Here is an 18,484-nt window from a genome sequence, read left to right on the forward strand (position 1 = left end):
TCCCAAAAATTCTGGGGCCGCTTCGCAGCCCAGCGGGAGCAAGCTCCCTCGCCACAAGTGCAGCAGTTGCCGTTAGAACGCGTACCGCGCCTTGAGCATCACGCCATCGGCATCAAACCCGCTGCGCGCCTGGCGCGTGTAGCTGGCGCCGACGGTAAAGTCCGACACCTGGTAATTCACGCCCACGCTGGCTTCATAGCTGTCACGCGCCACCGACGCGCCGGTGACGGTAAACGCCGAACCACCCAGCACATAGTTGGAGGTTTGCGCGACACGATCACCCATCAGGTCGTGATACGCCATCAGTGTCGCTTCCGGCTGCAAGCTGCCCGCGCCCATCGGCAGGTTGCCGGCCAGGCGCACACCGGCGCCCAACTCGCCCACTTCATAACGCTGCGAACGGGTGCTCAGCGCGGCCGACGAACCCTTCTCGTCGTAGCCGTCCATGCGCACATTGGCATAACGCGCGGCCACGCGTGGCTCGATCACTACCGCCTGCGACGGCTTGAAGCTGTAGCCGCCGATCACGCTGGCGGACAACACGTTGCTGTCGTAGCTGCCCTTGGCAGTGGTGCCGGCGATGTGACGCTTGCTCTCGTTGGCGTTATGGCCGTAGCTGAGGCTGCCATCGACAAACCAGTTTTGCAGCGACCAGTTACCGTACAGCGACAACGCGTGGCCTTCGACGTCGGTCTTGTTGCCCAGGTCCGAATGGATGTTGGAGTTGAGGTAGCTGTAGGCCACGCCGAGGGTGGTGGTGTCGTTGACCCGACCGTCCACACCCACCGCCATGCCGCTGCTGTTGGCCGAGTAACCGTTGGCACCGCCGCGACCGTCCTGGTCCATGTTGCTGCTCAGGCCCTGCACCCACACGCCACCGCGTTGCTGGCTTTCACGTTGTTCGGTGAGGCGATTGAAGATCGCGCCGTTGACCACGGTTTGCCCGGACAAAGCCACGTCCAGCGCGCCACGGTTGACGTCCGGCTGGAGCTGGTCGCTGATCTGCGCCAGTTGCGCGGCCGTGCCGGCGTTGGCCAGGGCCTGGAAGACCTGGTCGTCACCGCTGAGGCGGCTGAGCACGCCGTTCTTGAAGCTGTTGACCGCCGTGGCCGAAGCCGCACTGGCGCCTACACCGGCGAGCTCTTCCTGGACTTGCGCGTCGGCCTTGACCGCCACCACGGCCTTGACCGTTTGCGCATCGGCCGAGTAACTGAGCACGTCGAGCAATGCCGAAGCACTGTTCACCGACAGGCCGTTGTCTTGCACGCTGGTGGCTTGCAGCAGGGTGTATTGCGTACCGTCGTTGGTGCTGGCGAAGTCGCCAGGGTTGGCGCTCACGGTCAGCTTCGAGGCGTTGGCGAAGGTAACGTTGCCGTTGACCGTCAGGTACGCCGTGGTCGGCACGACGCTGTCGGACAGGTGCATGTCGATGCCCGCGCCGTTGGCGACATTGAGGTCGCCGGTGATGGCGGTGCCTTGCGCGGAAAGATTCAAGGAGCCGGAGTTGACCGAGACCGGCGCAATGATGCGGTTGCCGGTGAAGTCGGCCTGGCCGGCGATATTGACCGCGCTGAGGTTGAGCAGGTCGCCGACGATCTTGCCGCCGGTCCAGTTCAGGCTGGCGAGGTTATTGGCGTCAATCGCGGTGCCGGAGTTGCTGCGAATTTCACCGGCTTGCTGGTTGATTTCCAGCGGCGTCAGCTGCATCGTCGGGTTGATGAAAATCGCCGTCGAACCGGCGCTGATCGTGCCCCGGTTGACGATGCCGCGCTCGCCACTCGGCAAGTTGCTGGTGAAGTTGGCGCCGCGCAGGTCCACCGCGATCGCTTCGGTGCCCTTGGCTTCAATGGTGCCGGTGTTAAGCAGGTAGTCGATATTGCCGCTGTAGAACTGCACCGCCTTCGCTCGCTCACCGGTGACGGTCAGCAGGCCGCTGTTTTCGATTTTCAGGTCGTTGGTGTCGGTTTCGATGACAAAGCCGAGCGCCTCTTCGCCGGTCACCCGAATGGTGCCGGAGTTGAGAATCTTGCCGCCGACGGTCACCGGCATGTTGTTGTGGGTGTCCAGGATCAGGCCGTAGCCGTAGAAGGACGTCACATCGATCAGGCCGGAGTTGACCACATCACCGGCGACGGCGGTGCCATTGAGGTACATGCCCTCGCCGTCACTCAGCGAGCCTGAACCCGGTACGTCAACAGCGATGATGGTGCCGGAGTTGATCACGCTGCCGCCGATGGTGGCCGCGCCCACTTCAAAGCCTTCGGCCCAGATCTGGTTGGTGAGGTTGATCGTGCCGGCCTGGATCACATCACCCGTGATGGTGCCGCCACGGCTCATGCCGCCCGGGTCCAGCGCGCCGTCCACGACAAACCCACGCACGTCTTGGCCACTGCCATCCAGGGTGATGTCCGCGCGGTTGATCAGCGAGCCCTGGATATCAGTGTTGGCAATGCTCACGCCGTCGGTGCTGCGCTGGGTGGCCACGACATTGCGTGAACCGACCAGAGTCACTGGCTCGCTGAACACCTGGTTGTTCCAGGTGTTCTGGCCGCTGCTGATGTCGAATTCCACCGCGCTGACCTGCGCGGCACCTGCACTGACCATCAGGGCCAACAGGGTTTTCTGGAACGGCTTGCGCTTCATTTCTAACTCCATGAACTACGGCTCACTGCCGCCAAAACGCCCGGCGGCAGTCGGTGTACCGAGTGAAGGGATCAATTGATCCGAATGCATTCCCCCAGGGCGCCCGCATAAAACCCGGGCGCACGAAGGCACACCGCAAGGGGCGGTGGCAGGCAGGGGAATAAGGGGGGAAGGTTCACATCAATCCTTAATGTCATTTGAAAACGCTGCAGTCCATGCAGCCCGACCAGTTATGGGGTGGGCGGGGTAATGACATTGGAATAAACGGAATGTTCAAACGAAGTGCGCAGGGGGTGGCGCTTTGTGAACTGGGTCGCAATCAGGGGGCGATCATCGACACTTCCACACGATTGCGAAAGGCAACTCGTCGCTCAGGATTTCAGGCGAGCGAAAAAAATAAGAGGCAGACGCGTTTTCCAAGCTCTTGTGGATAAATGCGCCGTCAGTCATCACGCGGTAAGAGGCGCACTCCATATACGAGGCCTCAGTTAGCGCGTTTTTTATCTGGCCATAGGTCCCATCGGCCCCCACCGGCAGCAATTCGGGCGGTGGCGGGCGTACAGCCAGGTCATCGTTTTCAATGTCCATGGAGTAGGCTCTTCGAAAGCCAGGCTCACTGCTGGCCCAGTAGACGGATACCAACCGGTGTTTTTCATTTCCCTCATCGAGAAAAGCATCCGCCAGGATGTATTGATCGTCTGAAATTTTATAAACGCCGTCTTCCAAAGCGAGCACACTCGGTTCTCGTACGCTGACGATGTCCGCGGCTCTTGAGTTGCGCAGCGATGACCATTGCGGCATTTCAGATACCTCAAATCCATTGTGGCGTTTTGATTATTTGGCCTTCGATCCTAACTCAATATCTCTTCCAACCCCTTGCTCACCTCCGCCAGCTCATTGGCAGACATTGGGCTATCGGGGCATAGATATCTACACAACTACTGGACCTGACAAACCCCGAAGCTTTGGCTCTGGCTCTGGCTTTTGATCTTGATCTTAGGCGCCCCGTTAACCACGCTGGCCGAACGCAGGCTTGAATCCGTGGGCAACCCGGCAGGACGCCGGGTTAGCCGCTGTAAGAGCGGAACCCTAAGTGGCCGTTACCGCAGCAATGGATATGTACTCCGACCTTAAAGCCCCAGCGCCATACACATAGTCATCGCAGGCAAGCCAGCTCCCACACTAGAGCCGGTTTACACCCGGTAAAAATCGCCCGACTGCCAGGCCGTCACTGGGGCAAGCCCCCTCCCACATTGACTGCATTCCAAAGGATCTACAGCGCGCAGATCAGCTGGCGTCTTTGCCGCGATCCTGGCCGGGCACCAAGGTCAATGTCGGCTTTTCCACATCACGGGAGACATGGGATTTCACTTCCTCCACACCGCCCTCTTCGTCGTTGTGGATCACCAGCACACCCGGTTTGCGCAGTTGCTCCAGGTCACCCTCGCCGAGCTTGAAGCTTTCGCTGAGGTTCTTGTCGCTGAGTGCGTTGGCCTCGGCGCGGCGCTGGGCGAATTTGCGGCCCTTGCGTTGCTGGTAGCGCGCCCACGAGACCAGGATCAGTGCGTTGAACAACGCGATCCACATGTAGATCTGCAGGGTGTTGAGCGCGGCGAAGATCGGCGCCTCGATGCGCGGGCCGCCGTGGGTTTCCAGCATCGCGTTGATCCCGCGCGCCAGCAGCCAGATCAACCCGGCCCAGGCCAACAGGGTCAGCACCACGTCGATGATCCACATCACCGAGTTTTGGCGAGTTCTGATCAGTTTCATGATCACACGTCCTCATTGGCTGGTTTGATCCCGCGGTCCGGGCTGACCCAGCGCGCGCGTTTCTGGTGCTGGTTGAACAGCACCTTGGGAAAACTGACCAGGGTGGTGAACAAGCTGACCAGCCAGAACACCATCGGGTACCACACCGTCCAGAACAGGGTTTTCCACAGGTCTTTTTCGTAGCGCCGGTCAATCAGGATGCTCACGGCAAACTGCACCAGGCACACCATCGCCAGCACCAGGCCGGTAAACGCCGGTGGTACCAGGGAATCCACGGCAATCGCTTGCGGCAACACCATGAATTTACCCAGGCCCCAGAAAATCACCGAGAGCAGGAAGGTGAAGGCCCAACCGGTGGACAGGCAGTACTCGAACAGCAGCGGCCACAGGTAGCGGTGGCGCCATTGCCAGATGCCACGGATATTCTTGAACAAGACTTCGGCACCGCCCTGGGCCCAGCGCAGGCGCTGTTTCCACAGGCCGCCGACGGTTTCCGGCATGAGGATCCAGCACAGTGCACGCGGCTCGTAGAAGATCGCCCAGTGATCGAGTTGCAGCTTCCAGCTGACGTCGATGTCCTCGGTGATCATGTCGGTGCTCCAGTAGTCGATGCGGTCCAGCGCCTTTTTACGGAACGCCACCACCACCCCGGACACCGTGAAGATCCGCCCGAACACCCGCTGCGTACGCTTGATCAAACCGATGATCGAGGAGAACTCGCCCACCTGCACCCGGCCGATCAAGGTCGAGCGTGTGCGGATGCGTGGGTTGCCGGTCACCGCGCCGAGGCGCGGGTTATCGAGCATCGGCGCGACCATATACGCCGCCGCATTGCGGTCGAGCAACGCATCGCCGTCGATGCACACCAGGTACTCGCTGCGCGCGGCCACCGCGCCCATGCGCAAGGCCACGGCCTTGCCCTGGTTCTGCGCCAGGTGCAACACACGCAGGCGCGGGTGCTCCAGGGCCAGGGCATCGAGGACTGCGGCAGTGTTGTCCTTGGAGCCATCGTTGACGGCGATCACTTCGATGTTCGGGTACACCTGGTCCAGCGCCGCATGAATGGTCTCGGCCGCGTTATCGCCCTCGTTGTAGCAAGGGATGATGATCGAGATCAGCGGGTTGCCGGCCAGGGTCGGCGCCGGTGTGTCCTCTTCCCACGGCCAGTGGCGTTCCCAGTGCAGCCAGAAGTACAGGCCGCCGGCAATCCACAGCGCCGACATGAACAGCGGGTAGAAAAACACGAAGTCCATCAGGAACTGCCCGGTGACCAGGAAGATCAGGCCCAGGGGCACACCCAACACCAATGCCAGCACGAATAAAGCCAGGATTCTGTCGAACATGGTCAAGGGTTCCATTGGTTGGAAAGGGCCGGACGCACAGTCTTCAGGTCCGGGGAATTTTCCAGGAAGTTGTCCGGGTAGTAGCCAAAACTCGTGACACCCTGGCGCTTGAGGACGCCCATCCATTCAGCCATCTGCTTGGCGTCGATGTCGGGAGCGGCCTTGGTGCGCCAGTCTTTAGCTTGCAGTTCGAACACGGTACGTTCCAGCGCGCCAGGGCGCGTCTTGACCGTGGCGACCAGCTTCTCCAGCCAGACATTCGAGTTGCTGTACTCCTGGCCTTCCATCAGCGGCATGGCCATCGGTGCGGTCCAGTCGTACGTCTGGAGGAAATCATCCAGGTTCTGCGCAAACCACGCTTCGCTCTGCGGGTTGAGCATCGGCTCGGCGAAGATATTGCGCGCGGTCAGCAGCTGCGGCCCACCGATGGCGCGGACCTTGGCGGTCAGCTCCTTGGTGAAGTCGATCAGGTAGCGGCTCTTGAAACGGGTCCAGCGTTGCATCACGGCCGGGTCGGCACGCAGGGCTTCGATGGTGTTCGGCAGGCCGGCGGCGGCATAGGCCTTGAGTGCGGCAGGGCTGGCATCTTCGAAGTCGTTGAACACCGCGTCGTCGTGAAACAGCACGCCGTCGACGGAGCTGTTGCGCACCAGGTCCTCGTAGAGCTCGCCGATGACCTTGCGCACTTGCGGGTCAAACGGCGACAGGCGCTTGTATTGATCCGGGTCGAGGCCGACCTGGCCGGTTTTCGGGTCCCAGCGCGTCACGCGTGGCAGCTTGGGGTCGAGGGCAAAACTGAGCACCGGCATCCACGCATACACGCTGGCATGGGCACGGGTGTGCAACTGCCAGGAGACACGGTTGAACAGGTCGGCACGCACCGGCAGGTGACGGTTGGGGAAGTACAGCGAATGCACCAGGCCGTCACCCTTGGGGTCGGCGAACGCTTGCAGGAACACCGTGCCCGCGCCCATGTCCACCACGCGCTGCACCAGTTGGTCGAGGTTGCGCGCCTGTTGGACCGGGTCCGGGTCGTAGACGTTATCCAGGTCCACGTGCAACACGCGCATCGGTGCCTTGGTTTGCACCGCGACCATGCTGTTGGCGAAATGCTCGCCGTCCGGGTCGGAGGCCACCAGGAAGCGCGGACTGTTCATCAGGTCGCTGGAGCTGTCGAGGCCATCTTCCAGGGTCAGGGCCATCTGGTAGCCCTGTTCGCCAATGATCGTCAGCGCGGTGCCTTTGGCTGCGCCGTAAGGCCACACCCACACCCGTGGTTTCTTGCCGGTCACGCTTTGGATCTTGTTGGAAATCGCCACGACGTCAGCCCGCATCCGCGCGTCGAATTGCGCCTGGTTTTCATAGCGCCCGGTGGCCGGATCAAAACGCAGCGAGGTGGCCGCCGGTTCAAGATTGCCCTGGGGGTTGGCCAGGATGCCTTTGTGGTTGTTGTCGGTGTGCGCGGCGATTTCCACCAGGCCCGACTGGGACACTTCGCGGATCTGCTGCCAGGTCAGGAACTCGCCGCGCGGCCGTGGTTGGCCGGCGAAGTCCACCGGCTGGTTCATCGGCGTGTCGATCCAGTAACCCACCGGCGCCAGCAGAGCCGGCCAGCGGTAGGCACGCAGGATCGGCATCACCCGCGTGTAGAAGCTGGAATAGCCGTCGTCGAAGCTGAGCATGATGGCTTTGGGCGGCAGCGCCGGCCCACCGTTGCGGGCCGCGAGGATCTGATCGACGCTGACCGCCTGGTAGCCGTTCTCGCGCAGCCAGGCCAGTTGCTCGATCAAACGTTCGGTACGCACCGCCACCACCGCCTGATCGGGGTCGCGATCCTCGACGTCATGGTAGGCAATGCCGAGGAAATGGTTTTTCGGCCACGCCACTTCGTTGGGCGCAACAGGCCGCTCGGCGGGAGGGGTAAAAGGTGCGGGTTGCTGGGCGCAGGCGCTGGCCAGCATTACGCCCAGAATCAACAGGCAACGGCTGAGGACGGTCATGGTCAGGCTCTTCTAGAAACGGTAAGTGAGGTCGACGAGCAGGCGCAGATCGCGTTCGCGATCGCCGTCGTAAGGTCGGCTGATCAGGCTCAGGTTCGCGCCGGCTTCCAGTACGTCATTCCAGCGGTAGCGTTGGCCGTAACCCACCAGACCGATGCCACCGGTGGAATAATCCTGCTGGCTATAGGTGCCCGCACCGACCTGGAACTGCTGACTCCACTGAGTCTCGTAGCGGTGATAGAGCACATGGTTGATGTTGATGACCGGCAGCACGGTGAAGTCCGACTTCGGGTTGAAGTAGATCGTGTCTTCCTTGCTGTTGCGGCTGGCGCCGACTTCCAGGCCCAGGTCCACTTGCACTTTCGGCGAGCTGTAAAGGCCTTCGCGACCGCTGAGCAAGGCTTCGAAGCGGTCGTTGCCGTCACTGAAATGGGACGGGCTGAGGGTCAGTTTCCACTCGCGGCTTTCGTTGGCACGCCAGCGGATGAACCCGCTGCCGCCGTTGGCCGTGATCCCCTCGTTCAACGCCCGTAGCGGTGTGGTGGACAGCAGGTAGCCGAGGCTGCCGCCGTATTGCCAGTTGTCGTTGATGTCGCGCGCAATCGACACCGCCGCGCCTTGTTTGGAGCCATCGCCGTAGGAGTGGTTGGACACCTCGGCCTCGATGGTCATGTCGCGGGTGCGCCGCTCGACGCCGACCACCTGCCAGCGGTGGTGGCCGGTGCCTTCTTCAAAGTCGGCGGTGGCATAACCGGCACCGGCGAACACGCGCCAATCCTCATCGATGGGCGGCGTGTAGATCCGGCTTTCGATGCCCCAGTCACGGCTGCCCGAGACGGCCCCGGCATCGCCGTTGTTGCCGCCGCCGAAGCTTTTGCCGGTGTACGCCTCGACCTTCAGCTCGGCCATGTCATGCACATCGCGCAGGCGGCTCAGACGCTGGACCTGGCGGTTGTCCGGGTTACGGGCGACCACATCGTCGGTGAGGATGTCGAGTTGCCGCCATTCCTGCAGGTCCAGGGCCGTGAAGCCTTGGGACATCTCCAGGCCGATGTCACGCGGGCTTTGCGCCTCCGTTTCCTTGAGGACACGCTCGGCGCGTCGTGGCCAATCGCGGGCGCGGTACATTTCCGCTTGCGCCAGGCGCAGGCCGATGCTGCCAGGGGCCTTGCCCACCAGCTCTTCCAGGGATTTCTCGCTGGACGGCAGATCGGCGCCATAGGTGCCGGCCTGTGCGGCCAATTGTTGGGCGTCCATCCACTCATCGTTAGGGTTGCCGATGGGCAGTCCCTTGAGTTCAACCCGGGGTTTCTGGCTGTCGGCCAGGTTCTTGGCGACGGTGCGCGCCTCGTCCACCTGGTCGTTTTCGAGCAAGGCGTAGAACAAGGCAGTGCTGTCTTCAACCCGGTCGCCGACGTCGGCATCGGGCGCCGTAATGGCCTGGCGATACAGCGGTGCGGCCTTTTCCGGCAGACGCTGGTCGAGGTAGGACGCCGCCACCCAACGCACAGCATAAGTAGGCAATTTCACCCCTTCGGCCTGCAGCGTTTCGTACTCGCGGATCACCTCAGCCGTACGCGCCCGTGCCTTGAGGGCGCCGAGGCGGTCGATGCGCCACACCACCACGTCGTCCTTGGCGGTGGGGTCCGGGGTCCAGCGGGCGAGGAGCTTGTCGTAATCCTGCAGGGCGCGGTCGGCAATGACGTAGCGTTCCTTTTCGCTGCGCGTGGCGAACTCGGCCATGCGCACGCGTTCTGCGGCGAGGTCACCTTCCAGGCGGCGCTGGGTCACTGGGTCGATAAGGCCCGGGCGCTTGGCCGCCAGGCGTAATGCCGGCTCCGGCAAGCGCGCCTTTTGCAGGGCGACGATGTATTCGCGGGCGACTTCCGGTTTATCACCGGCGCGGATGAACGCCTGGTCGAACTCAAACAGCGCGTCGTAGTTGAAACCGGCGCGGGTCAGCGCGTAGCCCAGGGCCATGCGCCGGTTGGGATCATTCGGGTTGGCCGCTACCAGCGCGCGGGCGCGTTGCACCGCTTCGGTGGTTTTACCGCCGTCGGCCTCGGTCAGGGCCAGGCCCAGTTGCAGGTCGACATTGTTCGGCTCACGCACAAGCGCCTGGCGATACACCGCCTCGGCTTGCGCCCACTGCTTCTGGTTGCGATAGGTACGCGCGACGGTGGCGAGCGCCTGGGGCGTCAAGGTGCGGTTTTTGCCCTGGGCTTCGTACACCTTGAGCACTTCGGCGTCCTGCCCGGCCCAGCCGGCAATCACCAGGTGATCGCTGACCTGGCCCGGCGTCTGGCGCTCGGCAGGGAGTTGACGCAATTGAGTCAGGGCCGGCGTGAAATTGCCGTTGCGCGCCTGAATGATCAAGGCGTCGTAGGCAGGGTCGGCCACCGCGAAAGCGGGCATCAGCAACTGGCTGCACAAGGCTGCCCCGATCAGCAGTCGTAACCGGCCTGATGCACTGAGTGGGAGGTTTCGCAGCATATCGTGAGCTTCCTTACACACGGAAAGCTGTAACGATAGGTGGTCCTGAGCAATTTGCATCAGGGTGTCGGCGTCTCGTGACCCGACCTAGCTTTCCTGTAGGAACTATCCCTTAAGAAAGTAGGGGAAAGCCCAATTCATAACAATTGTTCAGAATTGGCAGCGAATCTGAAATACGAATGGGGGAGCGGACTTGCCAGTGATAACGGGGCTTCAATAGACCTGAGCGTCGATTGTTTGACCCCGATTACCGGCACTTCCACTCCCCCATTATTTATTTCTGGGTGAAGGCAGAATCTTTACTGCGCGCCGCTCATCGCACCGGCTTTGGCCAAGACGAAGCCAATGAATTGCTCCACGGTCATCTTCTGGCCGTTGAAGGTCACTTCATTGTTGGCGTAGTGCAGCTTGGAGACCACGTCGTTGCCCACCAGGGTCGCCAGTTGGGTGCCGACCGCCATGCCACTGACCATCTCGGCCGCCATCTGCGATTGCTGCTCGATGGCTTTCGGGTCAGTCACGCCGCCAGCCTGGGCTTGCAGGGCGGCAATGTCGCCGATCATGGGCTTGGACAGGGTCAGGTTGGCATCCAGCAAGGCAATGATCTGCTTGCCCAGTTCAACCGGTGGCAGCTCCATGGACGATGGCTTGGCCAGGTCCAGGATCAGGTTGAACTTGCTTTCGCCGTGGGTGGTTTTCAGCGACAGGTTTTCCAACGCCACTTGCGGCTTGGCGGCCAGCAACTGGTTGACGTTGGCTTCGGCCAGGGTTTGCTCGGCTTCGGTCAATTGCAGTTCCGGCACGGGCTGGCCCGCAGCGGCAGCGGCTTGCACCGGCTGCATCTTGTCCTGGTACAACTTGGTCAGCAGCAGGCCCGACGGCACGTCGATGTTCTTCACGCTCACGGCCATGGCGGCGGAGCCGACCGGTTTGCCCTGGTAGCCGATCTCGTCGATCTTGTAGTCAACGCGGCCGGCCATGGTGTTGTCTTTGACGTCGCTGGTGTCTTTCTGCTCGAAGCCCTTGAGGGTCAGCACGGTTTGTTGCGGGCCGAAGGTCAGCTTGGTGTCGGTCAGCTCAACGGTGTTCTGCCCGGTGTAGAAGCCGAAGGTGGATTTTTCCAGGTTGCTGGCCACCGTCAGGCCGGCCAGATCGGCCGCAAAGGGCGTGCCGTCGCCATCGACGGCGGTCAGCTTGAGGCTGTTCATGTAGCCGTTGACCTTGACCTTCTTGCCTTCGGCGCTGCTGTCGAAGTCCAGGTTGAGGCCGGAGAAGCTGGCCGAGGACTTGTCGTCCTTGAACTCCAGCGGCAGCAACTCGAAATTGCCGCTGACCGAACGGTTGTAGCCGATATTGGCCACGCCTTTGAGCGGCGACACATCTTTGGCGGCGGCGAACCATTTTTCGGTGGTCGGGTTCTTTTCCAGCGAATAGTGACTGGTGGCCATGACCGGCAGCCACTTCAGCGACACCAGGCGCGAGAACGGCAGCGGGCCGTGTTCGATATGGTCGACGAAAAGCAATTCCGGGTTCGGGTTCTGCTCACCAAAGAACGAACCCTGGGCCTTGAGGCGATAGTGCGCGGTGCTGCTGAACAGGCCACGATCCAGGGACACCAGTTCCAGGTCCAGACGCCCATCGACGCCGGCCATGGAACGTTGCAGTTCCTTGTTGGCGTCCTGCACCGCCGTTTGCAGCACCGGCTCCAGCTGCTTGCCGGTGTACCAGGCGCCGCCTGCACTGACAGCGCCTACAGCGACGACAAAACCCAAAAGAACTACGGCTGGCTTATTCATGAAGTGACCTGATCAAATCCTGTGAGAAGTGGGCTGTCTTCCTTGAACCCCGAAAGGGTTGGCTCAAGCCCGCCAAAAGCGGGGGAAGATTAGCACTGGCGGCCGCGAACGGCCCAGCTTTTCAGAGGGGTCAGGTCAGCAGATGGTTCACGAATATTCCGATTCAATCTCATCGAGCTGGTGATCAAAACTCTTCAGCCGCGCGGTCCAGGTGTACACCAACACCTCAAACTCGCGGTGTATCACGGCGTTGCCCGGGGTGTCGGCCTTGGGGTCGCAGAAGTCCAGCTGGTAGCGCTCACGGGCCATTTGCGTGGCGACGTCGGACAATTCCCGCGCGTTATTCAGCCAATGCCTACCGTCGGCGACTTGCTGATCCAACGCCACGCACTGTTTTTTCAAGGCTTCGAGGCTTTTTTCCAGGGGCGTGCCGGTGAGCTCGCCCATGACCTCCTGGAAGGTGCGCCCCGGCTGCCAGTAGCTGCCCCAGAAATAGCGGTCAAACACGGTTTCGACGCGACGCAGCGCCACCTTGGTGTCCCAGATCGCCACGCGGGTCTTGCCTTGTTCGAGCAGTTTTCGCTTCACCCGTTGGTTCTGGTAGGACGCCCAGGCCACCACACCGATGGACAAGGTGCCGATCACCAGGCAGGCACTGTCGAGAAACACCATGGCCTTGTCGATTTGGTGAGCGAGCATGACGCCGTAGAAATAGGCAGCCGATAACAACACCAGTGCGAAGAACACGCACCAGAAAGCGGGAGCATAAGGGTTTTTCATTATTGGAATCCCCATGAGCAAACGCGAGCAGTGACCTGCGGGCCATCACGGCGGCCCGCCTGTCAAAGCATAGCTATTCGCTCAGGGTTTGCTGGCCTGCGCAGCTTGCGTTCGTCCGCTTTCCCAACCGCCGCCCAAGGCCAGGAACAAGTCGATCTGGCTCATGGCAACCTGGGTGTTCGCCGCCGCCAGTTGCGCGCGCACATCGGTGTAGGTGCGCGTGGCTTGCAGGTCGGCGAGGAACGACGCGCGGCCGGCCTGGAAGAAGCGGTGGGTCTGGTCCGCCGCTTCCTTGGCTGACTCGCCAGCTTCGTTCAGGGCGTCGCGACGTTGCAGTTGCGCGGTGTATTGCGCCAGCCCGGTCTGGGTTTCGCGGATGGCGTTGAGCACCACGCCGTCGAAATGCGCCAGCGCGCCCTGGGTCGCGGCTTCGGCTTCGTGGATGCGTGCGCGTGCGCCGTTGGTCGGCACGGTCCAACTGATCAGCGGGCCAAAGCCCCAGCGGTTGGTGGGCGCGGTGCCGAGGTTATCGAGAATACCGACGGTGCCCACCGTGGCGCCGATGCTGATGTCCGGGTACAGCGCACCGGTCGCTACGCCGATGCGTGCGGTGGCGGCGGCCAGTTGGCGCTCGGCCTGACGCACATCGGGGCGGCGCTTGAGCAGCGCGGCGCCGTCGCCCACCGGCAGCAACTGGGCGATATGCGGCAGCTCAGCGCAGGTTCCGGTGCCCGCTGGCAGTTGGTCCAGCGGTTTGGCCAGCAGCATCGACAGGCGAAACAAGCCCGCCTGGCGCGCCGCTTCGTAGCGCGGCATGTCGGCGCGCAAGGATTTGTATTGGGTTTGCGAGCGGGTCACCTGGGTTTCATCGCCGCGCCCGGCGTCGCGCAAGCGTTGGGTGAGCTTGGTGCTCTGGCCTTGCAGGTCGAGGGATTCGTTGGCAATCGCCAGTTCTTCGTTGGCCGCACACACCTGGGTGTAGGAGCGGACTACGTCGGCCACCAGGGTGATGCGCGCAATATCGGCGGCCGCCTGGGCGGCGTCGGCGCTGGCCTGGGCGCTCTCGATGCCGCGTTGCAAGGTGCCCCACAGGTCGAACTGATACGAGGTGCTGATGCCCACGCTGCCGATGTTCGCCACCGGGACTTTATCCGCGAGCAAAAACGCCTCGCCGGACTCCTGCAAGCGCTGGGCCTCGGCCTTCACGCCGGCATTCCAACCGCCGGCGGATTCGGCCTGCTGCACCTGATAACGCGAGCGTTGCAGGTTGGCAGCGGCCACGCGCAAATCGGTGTTGGAGACCATGGCCTGGCGCACCAGCTCATCCAGGCGCGGGTCGTTGTACAGCTTCCACCAATCTGCCGGCACCGGCGCCGACACCACGTTGCTGCCCTCGCCCGCGATCTGCCCTTGCAGGTCGCCGCGTTTGACCGCGGCCTCATTCGGCAGCGTGTAATCCGGGCCCACCGCCTGGCAGGCCGACAGCATCAGCCCCAGCGCGGCAATCGCCAGCCGTTGCTTCATGGCTGCTCTCCGTTTTTGACCGTGTCGGGAATGATCGACACGGTGGCCGTCCGCCCGGCGATCATGCGGAAGTCCGCCGGAACCTCTTCAAACGCGATCCGCACTGGAATGCGCTGGGCCAGGCGCACCCAACTGAACGCCGGGTTGACGTTGGGCAACAGGTTGGCGCCGCTGCTGCGGTCGCGGTCTTCGATACCGGCGACGATACTTTGCACACGTCCACGCAGGCGGGCGTTGTCGCCGATCACGCGGATATCCACCGCCATGCCGACGTGGATGCCGTCGAGCTTGGTCTCTTCGAAGTAGCCGTCGATATGGAAGGAATTGCTGTCCACTACCGACAACACCGGGCGCCCGGCGGTGACGAACTCCTGATTGCGCGGCGCACGGTCGTTGACGTAACCGTCCACCGGGCTGCGGATCACCGAGCGGTCGAGGTTGAGCTGGGCCGAATCCACCGTCACCTGGGCTTCGGCCAGGGCCGATTGGGCACGGGCCACGCGGGACTGGCTTTCTTCCAGCTGCTCGCTCGGCACCAGGTTGCCCAGGCCACGGTTGCGTTTGTATTCGCGGCTGGCCTGGGCCAGGGTTTCCTGGCGGTCGGCCACGGCGGCCTGGGCTTGGCGCAGCGCCAGCTTGAAGCGGTCCTGGTCGACGGCAAACAGCACTTGGCCTTTGCTCACCAATTGGTTGTCGCGCACGTCGACTTGCTGGATCAGCCCGGATACGTCCGGGGCGATCTGCACGATGTCGGCACGGATGTGCCCGTCGCGGGTCCAGGGCGCAAACATGTAGTACATGACCATGCGCCACACCACGACGACCGCAAAGGTCACGATCAACAACGTGAGGACTACACGGCCGATGGTCAAAAAGGGTTTTTTCATGTCATCAGGTATCGACTGAGTGAGTCCACCGCGCCCAGCAACAGCGCGTAGAGCCCCACGTTGAACAATGCCCGGTGCCAGACCAGGCGGTAGAAGTGGAGCCGGGTCAACAACCCGTGCACCACCAAAAACAACACGTACGTAATGCCCATCAGCACCAGCAGCGTGGGCAGGAACACCCCGCTGATATCCAGATCACCGATCATAAAGGCGCTCCATCGGGTAGCGGCGCTTCCTGCTCGGTGCCGCCAATGAATTCCACGCCAGGCAACAGCGCCAGGCGCAGGCCGGCCAGCGCGTGCAGCAGGTGTACGCGGGTGTCGTCTGCGTCTTGCAGGCCCTGGCCGTTGAGGGCGCGGCGCGTGCGGTCGAGGGTCATCAGCAGACCGCTCGGCGCGGGCAAGCGTTCACCGGCCTTGAGGCAAGCCTTGAAGTAACCGCCGACGCCTTCGACAACCTGGTTGAGCAGCACCCGTGGCACGCCGAGGACGCGCGGCGAGTAGGCCAGCAGGTCGAGCAGGTTCAGTGCCACCCGCAGGTCGCGCAGGGCGACGCCGGTGTCGTGGCCGATGATCGCCAGGCGCGGCAGGTGTTGCATCAGGCGGTCGAGCATTTGCGCGGCGAGGTGACGGTGTTCGTTGAGGGTCGCAGGCTCCGTCATGCCGACGATGTCGTGCCAACTGAAACGCGTCAGGCGCTTGGCCGCCAGTTCGGCGCCGAAGGGGCGCGCAATCAGCGTCCACACAAAGGCAAACAGCAAGCCCACGGGCCCGGCCAGGTTGACGTTGGCGAAGTTGAGGAAGTCTGCATCGTAGGCGCCCTGGATGCTGATGAACGACGAGGTGTTCACCAGCGTCAGCAGCATGCCCAGGTAGAAGCGCGGCTGCACGGTGAGGGTGCCGATGCAGATAAACGGCACGGCAAACGCCAGCACCAGCATCGGGAAATCGTGCAGGTTGGGCAGGACCAGAAACAGATAGAGGCTGGCGAACAGCACCGACATCGCCGTCCAGAAAAAGAACCGGTAGATCTGCGGCGCGGGGTCGTCCATTGAGGCGAAGAAGCTGCAGGCCACGGCGGCCAGGATCACGGCGCTGCCGCCGTCGGTCCAACCCAGCAAAATCCACAGCACCGAGGCAACGATGATCGCGGTGACGGTGGAAAACGCCGAGTAGAACATCAGGCCACGGTCGAGGAACGGGGTCAGGCGACCGAGGCGCCAGTGGCGGTAGACGGCGCGCCAGGTGACCTGGCTTTCGCAGGCGATGGCGGCTTGCAGGCTGCGGCAGTCTTGCCACAGGTCGATCCATTCGCCGAGGCGGTACAGGGCGTTGGAGAACAGCAGCGCGGGGCGTTCGTCCAGCGCTTCGCCTTGGGGTTGCAGGGCTTCGACCTGATCACGCAGGGCGCGCCAGCTGTCCATCGAGGGATTTTCTGCGCTGCTTTGCAGCCACTGGCTGGTGGCTTCCAACAGGGGCGTGAGTTGATCGAGGTACTGCGGCGCGCGCTGCTCGACGGCATACAGCGCATCGTCGAGTTCCTCCACCACCGGCAGCAGGTGGATCATACGCCCGCGCAGTTCCTTGGTATTGCGCACCGTCTGTGGCCGCGCGCCTTCGTGGGGCAACTGGCCGATCATCAATTCCAGGGTGTTGAAGGTGGCGACCATGCCGCCGCGCAAGCTGCTGACTTCTTCCGGCGTCACGTTGCGGGTCAAAAAGCGCTGGCTGTAGACCTGGGCGTCGGCAAACCACTTGCTCACCGAGCCGTCGAACACCGGCATCAGGCGCCGTGGCCAGAACATCGCGCCGACCACCGCCGCCACGGCGATGCCGAGGAAGATTTCTTCGGTACGCGCTTCGGCCACGTCCCACACGGCCAGCGGGTTATCCACCACCGGCAAGGCGATCAGCGGCAAGGTGTAACCGGCCAGCATCAGCGCGTAGTTGTTCGCGGTGCGCAGGTGCATGGAGAGGAACAGCAAGATGCCCGTCCACAAGGCAATCACCACCACCAACACGTAGGGCGACTGCACAAACATCGGCACAAAAAACACCGCCGCCGCCGCGCCCATCAAAGTGCCGATGGCGCGGTACAGCGCCTTGGAACTGGTGGGGCCGACAAACGGGCTGGAGACGATATAAACAGTGGCCATCGCCCAATACGGACGCGGCATTTGCATGAGCATGGCGATGTACAACGCGATCATCGAGGCGGCGAAGGTGCGCACGCCGTAGAACCAGTCGCGGGCCGGCGGGAAGCCGCTGAAAAATCCGTTCAAAGGGTCGCCGCCTCAAAGGCACGCAGCACGCGCAAGGCGGCGGCCATGTCGTCGGGCGCTATGTCGGCGAGGACTTCCTTGCGCAGGCGCACCAGTTGCACTTCCACCGCTTGCACCAGCTCACGGCCCCGTTCGGTGAGGCTCAACGCCTTGGCGCGGCGGTCGTGGATATCTTCGGTGCGGCACACGTAGCCGCCGTTGCACAGTTGGTCGAGCAGGCGCACCAGCGACGGGCTTTCCATCCCCGACGCCTGGGCTACTTTGACCTGATGCACACCGTCGCCCAGGCGGCCGATCATCAACAGCGGCACGGCGCAGGCTTCGGAAATACCGTAGCTCACCAGCGTGGTCTGGCAGATTTTGCGCCAGTTACGGGCGCCCACCACCATGCTGCTGCTGAGGTTCATCTGGAGTTGTTCGAGGGATTGAGGCACTGGATAGTTCGCATACAGTTAGTTTGCTAACTATCAATATGGTGGATGAACGGGAGGCCGTCAAGTTTTGAAACAATTTCGCGGATGAGTGGAAAAACGAGGGCGGGCTTTCCCCAATGCCAGTCAGTCAAGCACCAGAAAGAACAGCAGACAGGAAAGCGGTATGGAAATAAGCATCAGCACGGTTAAACCGAATATATAAAACGCTGTAATGCCAGCGTTTTCTAAAAACCAAATAACCCCCCGTTTTTTCAACTTTTGGGGGTTTCGCGAAGTTTTTTACACCCCCCGCCCCTTCCTCAACAACACGTCCAACTCATCCACCAACACCGCCCAATCCGCGTCCTTGCGTTTCTCTTCACGCAAAAACGCACTCTGGCTTGGCGTCCAGAAAAACGCATCGGCCAGTTCCAGATCCGGCTTGAGCGGCGAGTGAACGGCCAAAAACTGATCAATACTCTGCGCGTCACTCGGTAGACCCAACTGCTTGAACAGCGACGACAAGCTATGTACAGGCGGTTCCATAACGGATT

The 18,484-nt window shown here is 62.3% G+C and carries 14 protein-coding genes; all 14 read right to left on the reverse strand.

Going from position 1 to position 18,484, the window contains the following annotated elements:
- Positions 1-72: 72 nt before the first annotated feature.
- The 14 genes from ACU688_RS24185 to ACU688_RS24250 all read right to left on the reverse strand — a co-directional run bounded on the left by ACU688_RS24185 (position 73) and on the right by ACU688_RS24250 (position 18,476).
- On the reverse strand, positions 73-2,643 hold the full coding sequence (locus ACU688_RS24185) for an autotransporter family protein (RefSeq protein ID WP_448186653.1): 2,571 nt from the start codon (positions 2,641-2,643) through the stop codon (positions 73-75).
- A gap of 330 nt (positions 2,644-2,973) precedes the next feature.
- On the reverse strand, positions 2,974-3,444 hold the full coding sequence (locus ACU688_RS24190; RefSeq protein ID WP_448186654.1) for a hypothetical protein: 471 nt from the start codon (positions 3,442-3,444) through the stop codon (positions 2,974-2,976).
- A 486-nt stretch (positions 3,445-3,930) separates the two neighbouring features.
- Positions 3,931-4,413 (reverse strand): poly-beta-1,6-N-acetyl-D-glucosamine biosynthesis protein PgaD, encoded by a 483-nt coding sequence (gene pgaD / locus ACU688_RS24195; protein WP_448186655.1) that lies wholly within the window; start codon positions 4,411-4,413, stop codon positions 3,931-3,933.
- A 2-nt stretch (positions 4,414-4,415) separates the two neighbouring features.
- Positions 4,416-5,756, reverse strand: coding sequence for a poly-beta-1,6-N-acetyl-D-glucosamine synthase (gene pgaC, locus ACU688_RS24200; RefSeq protein WP_017739205.1), 1,341 nt, complete (start codon positions 5,754-5,756; stop codon positions 4,416-4,418).
- A 2-nt stretch (positions 5,757-5,758) separates the two neighbouring features.
- Complete coding sequence (gene pgaB, locus ACU688_RS24205) at positions 5,759-7,756, reverse strand: poly-beta-1,6-N-acetyl-D-glucosamine N-deacetylase PgaB (RefSeq protein WP_448186656.1); 1,998 nt, start codon at positions 7,754-7,756, stop codon at positions 5,759-5,761.
- 12 nt (positions 7,757-7,768) lie between these two features.
- Entirely contained in the window at positions 7,769-10,249 is a 2,481-nt protein-coding gene (gene pgaA, locus ACU688_RS24210) for a poly-beta-1,6 N-acetyl-D-glucosamine export porin PgaA (protein WP_448186657.1), read from the reverse strand.
- Between the two features lie 299 nt (positions 10,250-10,548).
- Positions 10,549-12,045 carry a YdgA family protein gene (locus ACU688_RS24215; protein ID WP_448186658.1) on the reverse strand — a complete coding sequence of 499 codons (1,497 nt, stop codon included), beginning with the start codon at positions 12,043-12,045 and terminating at the stop codon, positions 10,549-10,551.
- Between the two features lie 147 nt (positions 12,046-12,192).
- Positions 12,193-12,825, reverse strand: coding sequence for a hypothetical protein (locus ACU688_RS24220; RefSeq protein ID WP_026137109.1), 633 nt, complete (start codon positions 12,823-12,825; stop codon positions 12,193-12,195).
- Between the two features lie 81 nt (positions 12,826-12,906).
- On the reverse strand, positions 12,907-14,349 hold the full coding sequence (locus ACU688_RS24225) for an efflux transporter outer membrane subunit (RefSeq protein ID WP_448186659.1): 1,443 nt from the start codon (positions 14,347-14,349) through the stop codon (positions 12,907-12,909).
- A complete protein-coding gene (locus ACU688_RS24230) occupies positions 14,346-15,236 on the reverse strand; it encodes an efflux RND transporter periplasmic adaptor subunit (RefSeq protein ID WP_448186660.1) in 891 nt (296 codons plus the stop codon). The genes ACU688_RS24225 and ACU688_RS24230 overlap by 4 nt, the downstream gene beginning before the upstream one ends.
- Positions 15,233-15,442 carry a DUF1656 domain-containing protein gene (locus tag ACU688_RS24235; RefSeq protein WP_010214247.1) on the reverse strand — a complete coding sequence of 70 codons (210 nt, stop codon included), beginning with the start codon at positions 15,440-15,442 and terminating at the stop codon, positions 15,233-15,235. Before ACU688_RS24235 ends, ACU688_RS24230 begins: the two co-directional genes overlap by 4 nt.
- On the reverse strand, positions 15,439-17,517 hold the full coding sequence (locus ACU688_RS24240) for an FUSC family protein (protein ID WP_448186661.1): 2,079 nt from the start codon (positions 17,515-17,517) through the stop codon (positions 15,439-15,441). The genes ACU688_RS24235 and ACU688_RS24240 overlap by 4 nt, the downstream gene beginning before the upstream one ends.
- Complete coding sequence (locus tag ACU688_RS24245) at positions 17,514-17,924, reverse strand: MarR family winged helix-turn-helix transcriptional regulator (RefSeq protein WP_124526276.1); 411 nt, start codon at positions 17,922-17,924, stop codon at positions 17,514-17,516. The genes ACU688_RS24240 and ACU688_RS24245 overlap by 4 nt, the downstream gene beginning before the upstream one ends.
- Before the next feature lie 306 nt (positions 17,925-18,230).
- Positions 18,231-18,476, reverse strand: coding sequence for a DUF2789 domain-containing protein (locus tag ACU688_RS24250; RefSeq protein ID WP_448186662.1), 246 nt, complete (start codon positions 18,474-18,476; stop codon positions 18,231-18,233).
- Positions 18,477-18,484 lie beyond the last annotated feature (8 nt).

Source organism: Pseudomonas acericola (SeqCode) (assembly GCF_053456465.1).